This window comes from Plantactinospora mayteni, assembly GCF_016862935.1.
Lineage (GTDB): Bacteria > Actinomycetota > Actinomycetes > Mycobacteriales > Micromonosporaceae > Plantactinospora > Plantactinospora mayteni.
In genome coordinates this window covers 64,214-74,943 of sequence record NZ_BONX01000028.1, presented here as the reverse complement: position 1 = coordinate 74,943, position 10,730 = coordinate 64,214, and the positions used below count along the sequence as shown (strand labels likewise).

The 10,730-nt window shown below is 71.7% G+C and carries 10 protein-coding genes; 6 read left to right on the top strand and 4 right to left on the bottom strand.

Features of this window, described 5'->3' with window-relative positions:
* Positions 1 to 78: 78 nt before the first annotated feature.
* Complete coding sequence (locus Pma05_RS20965) at positions 79 to 534, bottom strand: MarR family transcriptional regulator (protein ID WP_239312766.1); 456 nt, start codon at positions 532 to 534, stop codon at positions 79 to 81.
* 86 nt (positions 535 to 620) lie between these two features.
* Here Pma05_RS20965 and Pma05_RS20960 point away from each other — a divergent pair, with 86 nt between their 5' ends.
* Entirely contained in the window at positions 621 to 1,115 is a 495-nt protein-coding gene (locus Pma05_RS20960) for an SgcJ/EcaC family oxidoreductase (RefSeq protein WP_203859143.1), read from the top strand.
* 132 nt (positions 1,116 to 1,247) lie between these two features.
* On the opposite strand, the gene Pma05_RS20955 is transcribed toward Pma05_RS20960, so the two are convergent.
* The 3 genes from Pma05_RS20955 to Pma05_RS20945 form a co-directional block, all read right to left on the bottom strand.
* Positions 1,248 to 2,117, bottom strand: a complete 870-nt coding sequence (locus Pma05_RS20955; protein ID WP_203859142.1) for a tetratricopeptide repeat protein — start codon at positions 2,115 to 2,117, stop codon at positions 1,248 to 1,250.
* Positions 2,114 to 2,545, bottom strand: coding sequence for a hypothetical protein (locus Pma05_RS20950; protein WP_203859141.1), 432 nt, complete (start codon positions 2,543 to 2,545; stop codon positions 2,114 to 2,116). The genes Pma05_RS20955 and Pma05_RS20950 overlap by 4 nt, the downstream gene beginning before the upstream one ends.
* 225 nt (positions 2,546 to 2,770) lie before the next feature.
* Positions 2,771 to 3,328, bottom strand: coding sequence for a hypothetical protein (locus Pma05_RS20945; protein WP_203859140.1), 558 nt, complete (start codon positions 3,326 to 3,328; stop codon positions 2,771 to 2,773).
* Positions 3,329 to 3,480: 152 nt separating this feature from the next.
* Here Pma05_RS20945 and Pma05_RS20940 point away from each other — a divergent pair, with 152 nt between their 5' ends.
* The 5 genes from Pma05_RS20940 (at position 3,481) to Pma05_RS20920 (ending at position 10,630) form a co-directional block, all read left to right on the top strand.
* Complete coding sequence (locus tag Pma05_RS20940; protein ID WP_203859139.1) at positions 3,481 to 4,077, top strand: TetR/AcrR family transcriptional regulator; 597 nt, start codon at positions 3,481 to 3,483, stop codon at positions 4,075 to 4,077.
* A gap of 56 nt (positions 4,078 to 4,133) precedes the next feature.
* A complete protein-coding gene (locus Pma05_RS20935) occupies positions 4,134 to 4,796 on the top strand; it encodes an SIMPL domain-containing protein (RefSeq protein WP_203859138.1) in 663 nt (220 codons plus the stop codon).
* 236 nt (positions 4,797 to 5,032) lie between these two features.
* Positions 5,033 to 6,520, top strand: coding sequence for a class I tRNA ligase family protein (locus tag Pma05_RS20930; RefSeq protein ID WP_203859137.1), 1,488 nt, complete (start codon positions 5,033 to 5,035; stop codon positions 6,518 to 6,520).
* Between the two features lie 109 nt (positions 6,521 to 6,629).
* Positions 6,630 to 7,250, top strand: coding sequence for a nucleoside/nucleotide kinase family protein (locus Pma05_RS20925; RefSeq protein ID WP_203859225.1), 621 nt, complete (start codon positions 6,630 to 6,632; stop codon positions 7,248 to 7,250).
* Between the two features lie 239 nt (positions 7,251 to 7,489).
* Positions 7,490 to 10,630, top strand: a complete 3,141-nt coding sequence (locus Pma05_RS20920; RefSeq protein WP_203859136.1) for a putative bifunctional diguanylate cyclase/phosphodiesterase — start codon at positions 7,490 to 7,492, stop codon at positions 10,628 to 10,630.
* Positions 10,631 to 10,730: the final 100 nt, after the last annotated feature.

Below are 10,730 nucleotides of genomic sequence, written 5' to 3'. Positions count from 1 at the left end.
GACTGGGACGACAAGCGGCACCTCGATCTTCTGTCCTGGCTCCAGCCCCCGACACGGGTACGGGTCAGCGTGGGTTGGCTACCCAGGTGGTTCTTCACGGGTGCCCGCCGGGCTGCCGAGTCGTACGGTCTGATCCTGCTGTACCCGACGCGCGGTCCGCAGGAAGTCGAGGATCGTGGCGAGTTGGTTCTCGTCATAGCGTCGCAGGGCCTTCGCGCCTACGGTCCCGACCGGAAGATAGACGTCTCGCTCGGCGGCCCGGGCAGTGTCGGTGGGCTCCACCATGACCCGCCGCCGGTTTCCCGTGTCGCGGGTTCGCACGACGAAGCCAGCGCGTTCGAGCCGGTCGATGACCGTGGTGGTTGCCGCGGGGCTCATGCCGAGCGCGGCGGCGAGGTCACCTGCGGTAAGGGCCTGGCGGCCGAGGATGATGTCCAGGGCCCGCAAGTCGGTGCGGTTGAGCCGTAGCCGCGCCGCTGCCGCCTCGTCGAAGGCGTCGAAGCTCTGTTGTAGCAGTCGGATCTCCGCCGCCACCTCGCGAATCAAGCTACTCTTCGACATTCGAAACTTCCTGCTATCGTAGACTTCGACGTTCAAACACTACTCGCCTGGGAGTCACCATGACGAGCGATGACCACCAGATCAGGGAACTCTTCGCGCGACTCATGCAGGCGTGGACCGACAATGACTCCGCCGCCTACGCCGCATGCTTCACCACCGATTCCGACTACGTCTCCTACGACGGCACCCGTGCCGTCGGCCGCACAGCGATGCAGGACGCCCACGACCGCCTGTTCCGCGGCGTACTGGCCGGCTCCGCACTCGTCGGGGAAGTCGAATCGATCCGGCAGATCGCACCCAGCGTCGCCGTGGTGCATGGCACCGCCTCCGTGCTCATGCCCTGGCGGTCGAAACTCCCGAAACGACGCCTGTCCCGACAGACACTGGTGGCCGTACGGACCACCGAAGGTTGGCGATTCGCTGCCCTGCACAACGGTCGGGTACGGCCCGTGCGTATCCCCCCGCCCGACTCGATGCCGTCGCGCATGGCACAACGGATGGGCCATCTCGCTCGACGCTTCGGCATCGGTCACGGGGCGATGACACGAACCTGATCGACAGCGACTCGACGTACCGTCATGCCGCCGACCGGGCGTCATGCGCGGTGGTGGAGCTACCCGCATTCCTCGGGGCCGCGCCAGCCAGCGGGAACATCAAGCCTTCCCAGGCGCGATCGGTTCGGGTCCTCAGCGCCAGTTGCGGCGGAGCCAACGTCGCACCAGCGGCGGCACGATCCAGGAGTAGGCGCAGAACAGCAGCCACAGCAGTCCGGCCACCCCTGCGAGGGCGGGTAGACCGGCCGCGCGCAGCCCGAGGATCACGGCGATCGCGCCCAGCCAGACCTTCAGCGGGCCGAAGCGCAGCACTGGCCGTACCGGCAGCATCAGGGGGTGTTGCGCGATCTTCAGCTCCAGTGCGGACTCGGCGAACGCCTGCTCGGTGGGCATCGAGGCGGCGGCCTGACGGTAGCCCTCGTACGCCGTGCCGAGTCGGCCTCGGGCGGCACTGGTGCCGCCGAGTAGGGCGTGGGCGGCCGGGTGCTCCGGGTGGGCGGCGACGAACTCGCGGCTGATCCGCTCGGCGGTGCGGTCGTCGCCGCTGGTGTAAGCCACCTGGACGCGGGTGGCGTACACGATCGGTGCTTCCGGCTCCAGGGCCATAGCCCGCTCGACGAGCTTTGCCGCCTTGTCGGGCTGGCCGTTGGCCGCGCAGACGTCGGCGTAGGTGCAGAGCAGATCGACGTCGTGTGGTGCCTGCGCCAGCCCGTCGAGCAGTGCCCGCTCGGCGACCTGCGGCCGGCCGAGCCGGTGCTCGGCTCGGCCCAGGTGCCACAGCAGGTCCGGGTCCGGCCCGGCGGTGGCCAGACCGGCGCCTGCCGCCTCGACCACATCGGACCAGCGGTCCAGTTGGCCCAGCGCGGCGCAGCGCAGCCGGGTCGCGGGCACGTCGATCGCCTCGTCGGCCGGCAGCCGGGACAGTTCCGCCAGGGCTTCCTGCGGCCGGTCCGCCAGCAGCAGGGCCTCGGCGCGGGCCAGGACCGGAGACGGCGCGGTCATCGGACCAGCACCAGGATGAGAATGGCCTCCAGCACGCCGAAGCCGATGACCGCGGCGAAGCCGGGGCCGACCAGGCTGGCGGGCTCACCGCCACGGTACGAATAGACCCGGAACGGCGCACGCTGGAAGGCGAGTACCACCAGCCAGACGAGCGCGCCGATGACCATGCCGGCCAGGCGTACCCCGGAGTTGCCGTCGACGGCCGCGCTGACCGCGAGCCGCGCGCAGAAACCCACCAGCCCGGCCGCGCCGATGGTGAGCAGGCGGCGGCTGGAGAGTCCCAGCCGCCCACCATTGAGTACGCCCAGCGCAGCCGCTGCCAGCGGGCCGCCGAAGACGGCGGGGTACAGGATCGACTCGGGGCGCCATGGCGGTTTGCCGGGCGCGGGCTGCTCCTGGATCGTCGGGCTGAACAGCTCGTCCTGCATCGGGCCCCCCATCTCTGCCGGCCAACGGCACCGGCACAGCATAATGACCGTCCTGGGGGGACCCGTTGACCGAGACTACGGCCGCAGCACCACCCGGCCGGCCCCGAAAACCCGCCGCCCGCCGCACCCGGGACCAGGGTGGGCGGACGACGGAGTAACCCTTCGTGCTGCTGCGGAGCGAGGTGGTCCGGGCGGCTCTTCAGCAAACATCCGGCCGCAGACTACTCAGTTCGCCCTGGCGGCGCGACCGAGGCGGATGGCCGAGATGAGGAAGAAGATCGCGCCGGGGATGGCGTACCCGATCGCGTTGGTCAGCACCGGGTTGTCCGCGGAGGCACCGGCGATGAACGACGCGCCGGCGAGTACGGAGATGCCACCACTGATGATCATCGGCCACTGGCCACCCATCTCGCGGCGGGTGACTCCCACGATCAACTGAACCAACCCGGCCACGACCGCCCAGGCACCCCATACGCGCAGGACCGCAGGTATTCCGGACGCGCCGGCGATGGCCAGGCCGATCGCGGCGAGCAGGCTGACCGCGACGTTCACGTACAGCAGGGTGGGCGATCCGTTGGCGCGCGACGCGCGGGCGTCGATGACGGCGGCGGCGACGTCGAACAGCGGGTAGAGCACGAGCAGCGTCACGGTGAGCGGGCCGAGGTGACTGGCGGTCGTGAACGCCAGGAGGGCCCAGACGATGGCGAACCCGAAGCGGACGAAGTACAGCCGCCGCAGGGTGGACGCGGTCGTCGAGCTGCCGGGTGCGGTAGCGGTGGTCATGACGATCCTTTCGGTGGCGACTGAGGGAAGACCGCGACCAAGCGGGGCAGCGCGGTCGAAACCACCAGGAAGAACGAACGTTCTGTCTCGTTCACGGTAGCGACTTCGTGTCGAGCTGGCAAGACCGAACGTTCTGTCACTACCATGGCTTCATGGCACGTAGCGAGACCGACATCCGGCCGTCCGAGGCGCGACAACGGCTTCTCGACACGGCGACCAGGATTTTCTACGGGGAGGGAATCCACTCGGTGGGGGTCGATCGGATCATCACCGAGGCGAAAGTGACCCGGGCCACCTTCTATCGGCACTTCCCCGGCAAGGAGGATCTCGTCCTCGCCTATCTGCACGCGGCCGATCAGGCCATTCGTCGCCAGGTGGACACGGCCGTCAGCGCCGGCCTTCCGGCGCCCGACGCCCTCCGGGCCATTGCGGAGTCGATTGCCCAGAGCATCCGGTCCGCCGGCTTTCGCGGCTGCGCCTTCCTGAACGCCGTGGCTGAGTATCCCGATCCCGACCACCCGGTGCACCAAGCCGTCCTCGCGCATCGGCAGTGGTTCCTCGACACGATCAACACCTTGATGGCGAGCATCCAGAAAACCGAGGCCGAGCCCGCCGCGCAGCACCTCGTCATGCTCCGCGATGGCGCCATGGCGGCAGGCTGCCTGTTCGACCGGGTACTGATCTGCGAGACCTTCCTCCGCGGTGTCGAAGGACTCATCCGGACGCACGCCGCACGCCAGCCATCCTGAGCCGCGGTTCAGCCTGCGGATCTGCCGCCGCGCCTCACCCGCACTAGGGTGAGCGGATGAAGGAGCAACCTTTCGTGCTGGTGCGTGGTGAGGTGGTCCGGGAGGTACCTCCGGAGATCGCCCGGTTCTCGGTGACGGTCGCCGCCCGGGACAAGAACCGACCGGCGGCACTGTCCCGGCTCGCCGAGCGGTCCGAGGCGGTCCGGGCGCTGGTCGACGGCTACGGCGACGCCATCGACCGCCGGGAGACCGGTGACCTGTGGGTACGCCCCGAACTGAAGCGCTCCGGCGAGAAGGTGACCGGCTACGCCGGCAGCGCCACCACCATCGTCACGGTGACCGACTTCGGGATACTCGGCGAGCTGATGCTGCGGCTCGCCGACCAGGACCAGACCACCGTCGCCGGCCCGTGGTGGGAACTGCGGCCGAACAGCCCGGTGCACCGGGAGGCCCGGCAGGCCGCCGTCGCGGAGGCGATCACCCGGGCCCGGGAGTACGCCGACGCGCTCGGCGCCGAGGTGACCGCCCTGCTGCACCTCTCCGACGCCGGCCTGACCGCGCAGCAGCCGATGATGATGACCCGGGCCGCGCACACCATGGGCTACCGGGCGGCCGGCGGGGCTCCGCCGGAACTCGAACTCGACCCGCAGGTACAGACCGTGCAGGCCACCATCGAAGCCGGGTTCGCGATCAGCCCGCCCCGACTCGCGAGCGAATGATGCAGGTGCCGTGCCGGCTCGCGGCGCGGTAATGCCGGTGCGTCACGGCGGCCCGCCGGACTAGCCTGGACGTCATGACCGCCGCGACCCGTACCCGAGTCATGCGCCGGCCCCGGAGGGGCCGGAGCTAGGTCGCGCGCGCCAACCGCCCGCGTCGACGGGCCTCTCGATTCTTCGAGGGGCCCGTTTCCGTGTGCGCCGGGCCGGGCCCCTCCCGACCACTCGTGGAGGACGCCATGACCTACCTGACCACGCCGATCTACTACGTCAACGACCTGCCGCACGTGGGGCACGCCTACACGACAGTGCTCGCCGACGCGCTGGCCCGCTGGGAGCGCCTGGCCGGGCGGCCCGCCCGGCTGGTCACCGGCACCGACGAGCACGGCGCCAAGGTGCGCCGGGCGGCGGCCGAGGCGGGCATCGCGCCGGCCACGCTCGCCGAACGCACCGCCGGCCGGTTCCGGGCCACCTGGGACCGGCTCGGCATCGGGTACGACGAGTTCGTCCGGACCACCTCCGCCCGGCACCGGGAGACGGTGACGACACTGCTGACCCGGGTACACGACGCGGGTCAGTTCCGCCCCGGCCGGTACGACGGGCGGTACTGCGTCGGCTGTGAGGCGTACACGGCGGAGTTGGTCTGCGCGGTGCACGGCCGGCCGACCGAGCTGGTCGGCGAGGAGAACTGGTTCTTCCGGCTGAGTGAGTTCGCCCGGCCGCTCGCCGAGTGGTTCGACCGGTGCCCGGACGCGGTCCGGCCGGCCAGCCGCCGCAACGAGGCGCTCGGCTGGCTGCGCCGGGGACTGACCGACTTCTCGATCAGCCGGGCCGGCCTGGACTGGGGAATTCCGCTGCCCTGGGACCCGACCCAGGTGACGTACGTCTGGTTCGACGCCCTCGGCAGCTATCTCACCGCCGCCGGCTGGCCCGGACCGGAGTACTCCCGCTGGTGGCCGGCCCGGCACGTGATCGGCAAGGACATCCTGCGGTTCCACGCCATCTACTGGCCGGCGATCCTGCTCGCCGCCGACCTGCCGTTGCCGGAGCGGATCACCGTGCACGGCTTCCTGCTGCAACGCGGCAGCAAGATCGCGAAGTCGGGGGAGCGGACCGTCGCCCTGGACGACCTGCTCGACCGGTTCGGCCCGGAGGGACTGCGTTACCACCTGCTCCGGGACAACCCGGTCGGCCCGGACGGGGAGTTCTCGCTCGGCTCGGTCGAGGCGCGCTACAACGCCGACCTGGCCAACTCGCTCGGCAACCTGCTCTCCCGGGTGACCGCGCTGGTGGTGTCCCGGTGTGCCGGGACCGGACCGGCGCCGAGCCGGGACTCCCCGCTCGCCCCGGTGGCCGCCCGCTGGGCGGAGGCCAGTGCGGACGGCTGGGCGGCCGGACAGCCCTCCGACGCGCTGGCCGCCGCGTGGCGGCTGGTGGCGGCGACCAACTCCTACCTGGTCTCGGCGCAGCCGTGGCGGCTGCCGGCCGACTCGACCGAGGCGGCCACCGTACTCGGGGACGCGCTGGAGGCGCTGCGGATCGTCGCCGTACTGGCCGCGCCGGCGGTGCCGGAGACCGCCGAGCGGATCTGGCGGCAGATCGGGCTCGACGAGTACGCCCCACGGGTCCCCGACGCCCTGGCCTGGGGCGGATATCCGGGCGGCCGTCCGGTGACCCGGGCCGCGCCGCTCTTCCCCCGGCTCGCGGCGGCCGACCGGGTGGGATAGTTCCCGGGTGCGCCCCGAACCGTTCCCAGACACCCCGTCGCCGCAGGTCCCGTCTCCGTACCGCCCGTCTCGGTACACCCCGTCTCCGCAGGTCCCGTCTCCGTACACGCTGGACCAGTTGGTCGACCGGGCCCGGGCGCTGGCGTCGACCGGGCCGCGCCGGTTGCTCGGCATCACCGGCGCGCCCGCCGCCGGCAAGTCGACCCTGGCCGGGTTGCTGGTGACGGCCCTGGACGGCATCGCCGAGCTGGTGCCGATGGACGGCTTCCACCTGGCCGAGGCCGAACTGCACCGGCTCGACCGGCACGCCCGCAAGGGCGCGCCCGACACCTTCGACGGTGCCGGGTTCGTCGCGCTGCTGCGCCGGCTGCGTACCGGCACCGAGACCGTGTACGCGCCCGAGTTCCGCCGGGAGCTGGAGGAGCCGGTCGCCGGGGCGATCCCGGTACCCCCGTCGGTGCCGCTGGTGGTGGTGGAGGGCAACTACCTGCTGTTGCCCGACCAGCCCTGGGGCGAGGTACGCGACCTCCTCGACGAGGTGTGGTTCCTCGACCTCGACGAGGCGGAGCGACTGCACCGGCTGACCGAGCGGCACATCGCGTTCGGTCGGGAGCCGCTGGCGGCGGCGGCCCGGGCCCGGGGTACCGACCAGCGCAACGCCGACCTGATCGCCGGCACGATCGACCGGGCCGACCTCGTCGTCCGGATGGCACCGTCCAATCCGGCCTGACGTCACCGGCACGGCTGGAACCAGTCGGGCTGGTCGGACCCACGTCCGGCTCGGCGTCGGGTCCATTCCGGCCAGTCACCGGAGGATTCCGGACTGGTTACTGCCCATCGGCTGGTACCAGTACCCGGCGGGGTGATGGCGAAGCGCATCGAGGACTGGTAGACCGATCGGCGAAACAGTTTGGACCAGTGCCGCCGCCAACGACGATCGGCAGGAGAGCGACGATCGGCAGGAGAGCCGTGTCAGTTCGGAAACTGTTGGCCGGGTACGCGGGGGTGAACGGTGTACTGCTGGTCGGCTTCTTCGCCCTGCCGGTGCCGCGTACGGTGGTGACCGTCGCGTTCGGGTTGACCAGCATGGCGGCCGTCGCCGTCGGAATCCGCCGCTACCGGCCGGAGCGCGCGTACGCCTGGTGGCTCTTTGTCGCGGCACTCGGGGTCTTCGCGGCCGGCGACACCGTCTACCTGCTCGCCGCGAACCTGCCGCTCGGCGACTCCCCGGCCGACTCCGGGCTCGTCTCGGACCTCTGCTATCTGGTGATGGTGCCGCTGCTCGGTGCCGGGCTGCTCGGGCTGACCCGCTCCACCACCGGGGCCCGGGACCGGTCCGGACTGCTCGACTTCCTCATCTTCACCACCGCCGGTGCCTTCCTGCTCTGGGTACTGGTGATCCGGCCGTACCTGGTCGGTTCGGGGCCGAGCACGTTCGAGCAGTCGGTGTTGGCCGCGTACGCGCTGCTCGACGTGCTGCTGCTGGCCACCGCCGTACGGGTGGCGGTGACCTCGCGGGGCAGCGTCGCCGGGCTGTTGCTGGCCGCCGGCGCGGCCGGGATGCTGCTCGCCGACCTTGTCTACGGCGCGGCGCTGTTGCGTGGCGACTGGCAGCCGGGCGGGCCGACCGAGCTGGGCTGGCTCGCCTTCTACATGGGCTGGGGTGCCGCCGCGCTGCATCCGTCGATGGCGACGCTGACCGAGCCGGCCGCGCCACCGGACAGCGAGATCGACAAGGCTCGGCTGGTCCTGCTCGGCATCGCCGCGACGCTCGCCCCGGCGGTGCTGCTGGTCGAGGTGGTGAACGGGGACGTCCGGGACGGCGCGGTGATCGCCGTGGCCGGCGGGATGGTCTTCGCCCTGGTGCTGAGCCGGCTCGGCGACGCGGTGGACGGGCACCGGCAGGCGGTGGCCCGGGAGCGGAGCCTGCGGCAGTCCGGCGCCGAACTGGTGGCCGCGACCGACACCGCCGAGGTGCGCCGGGCGGTACGGACCGCAGTGGCCCGGCTGGTGCCCCGGCAGTCCACGCACCGGATCGTCTTCACGATCAACCACACCGACGGGGTGCCGGCGGCGGCGGTGAGCATCTGGGGCCCCGGGATGGCCACGCCGTCACCCTTCTATCCGGCCCCGACCGCAGCCGCCGCGCGGCGCAGCCGGCTGCTCCGGGTCCGGACCCTGCAACCGGCGCTGGCCGAGCAGTTGCGCGGCTTCGAGACCGTGGCGCTCTGCCCGCTGGTCGGTGACGGCCGGGTCGGCGGGGCCAGCGGGGCACCCCGGGTCGGTGCGCTGCTGGTCGCCACCGACAGCCGGCTGCTGCCGACGCTGCGGGACTCGCTGGAGGTACTGGCAGCGCAGGCGGCGATGGCGCTGGAACGGATCAGCCTGGCCCAGGAGATCAACCGCAGGGACAGCGAGGCATACTTCCGCAGCCTGGTGCAGAACGCGGCGGACGTGATCCTGATCGTCGACGACGACCACGGGGTCCGGTACGCCAGCCCGTCCCTGCGGACCGTGCTCGGGGTCGAGCCGGCCGACTGCACCGACCTGGGTACCGTGCTCTCCCCCGAGGACCAGCTCTCGGTCGCCGCCCTGCTCGACACGGCGCTCGCCGAATCGGAGCGCCGAGGCGTCGACTGGAGCGTACGGCGACCGGACGGGCAGCGGGTGCAGCTCGAAGTGACCTGCCGGGACCTGCGCAAAGACCGGACCGTACGCGGCTTCGTACTGACCATGCGGGACATCACCGAACGGGTCCGGCTGGAGCAGGAGCTGACCCACCGGGCGGTGCACGACTCGCTGACCGGACTGGCCAACCGGGCCTCCTACCAGGACCAGGTGTACGAGGCGGTGGAGAAGGCCCGGGACGGCGGCCGTACCGTCGGCACGCTCTCCATCGACCTCGACGAGTTCACCGCCGTCAACGACACGCACGGGCACGCGATCGGGGACGCGCTGCTGATCGCCGCCGGGGAGCGGCTGCGGGACATCGTCGGGCCGAACGACCTGGTGGCCCGGCTCGGCGGCGACGAGTTCGCCGTACTCATCCCGGACGCGGACGATCCGGAGCAGGTCGAGCGGGTCGCCGACCACCTGGTCCGGGCGCTCGCCGAACCGCTGGAGGTCGGCGACACCGTGGTCAACGGGTCGGTCAGCGTCGGGGTGGCCACCACCGCCGACGCCAGCGATGCGGGTGAGCTGCTGCAACGCGCCGACCTGGCGCTCTATGTCGCCAAGGGGGCCGGCAAGGGGCGCTGGTGCCGCTACCAGTCCGAGCTGCACACCGCGATCGTGGAGCGGCTGGAGCTGCGGGCGGCGCTGACCGAGGCGGTGCAGAAGCTCAGCTTCTCGGTGAACTACCAGCCGATCGTCGACATGCGGACCGGGGCGGCGGTCGGCTTCGAGGCGCTGGCCCGGTGGCACCATCCGGCCCGGGGACCGGTACCGCCGGAGCTGTTCATCGGGCTGGCCGAGGAGACCGGGCTGATCGAACCGATCGGCGACTACGTACTGCGCCAGGCGGCCGGTGCGGTGGCCCGGTGGCGGGCCGAGCGGGGCGCGACCGGTGCGCCGTACGTGAGCATCAACGTCTCGGCCCGACAGCTCCGTACCCCGGGCTTCGTCGGTACGGTGCGCGCGGCGCTGGCCGCCGCCGACGTACCGCCGGACCGGGTGATGCTGGAGATCACCGAGAGCCTGCTGCTGCGGGACCAGGAGCCGGTCTGGGCCGAGCTGTCCGAGCTGCGCGCCCACGGTCTGCGGGTCGCGATCGACGACTTCGGCACCGGGTTCTCGTCGTTGAGTTATCTCCAGCAGATGCCGGCCGACGTACTCAAGATCGACCGGTCGTTCACCGAGACGGTGGCGTCGTCACGGCGGCAGCGGCTGCTGGTGGAGGGGATCATCCGGCTGGCCGGCACCCTCGGCCTGGACATCATCGCCGAGGGGGTGGAGACGGAGGCGGTCCGGACCATCCTGCTGGACATGGGCTGCGCGTCCGGGCAGGGCTACCTCTTCGCCCGCCCGCTGAAGGACCGCGACGTGCTGCGCTGGCTCGACGACGCCCCCGCACCCGGCACAGTGCCCAAGCCCCGCCCCGCCGCCGAGTGACCCCGACCGCCCCGCTGTTGCGTGACACCGACCGCCCTGCCACCGAGTGACCCCGACCGCCCCGCTGTTGCGTGACACCGACCGCCCTGCCACCGAGTGA

Excerpts from the sequence above, each read along its gene's own strand:
- Pma05_RS20960 (WP_203859143.1), top strand. The coding sequence starts at position 621 with ATGACGAGCGATGACCACCAGATCAGGGAACTCTTCGCGCGACTCATG.
- Pma05_RS20955 (WP_203859142.1), bottom strand. The coding sequence starts at position 2,117 with ATGACCGCGCCGTCTCCGGTCCTGGCCCGCGCCGAGGCCCTGCTGCTG.
- Pma05_RS20950 (WP_203859141.1), bottom strand. The coding sequence starts at position 2,545 with ATGCAGGACGAGCTGTTCAGCCCGACGATCCAGGAGCAGCCCGCGCCC.
- Pma05_RS20945 (WP_203859140.1), bottom strand. The coding sequence starts at position 3,328 with ATGACCACCGCTACCGCACCCGGCAGCTCGACGACCGCGTCCACCCTG.
- Pma05_RS20940 (WP_203859139.1), top strand. The coding sequence starts at position 3,481 with ATGGCACGTAGCGAGACCGACATCCGGCCGTCCGAGGCGCGACAACGG.
- Pma05_RS20935 (WP_203859138.1), top strand. The coding sequence starts at position 4,134 with ATGAAGGAGCAACCTTTCGTGCTGGTGCGTGGTGAGGTGGTCCGGGAG.
- Pma05_RS20930 (WP_203859137.1), top strand. The coding sequence starts at position 5,033 with ATGACCTACCTGACCACGCCGATCTACTACGTCAACGACCTGCCGCAC.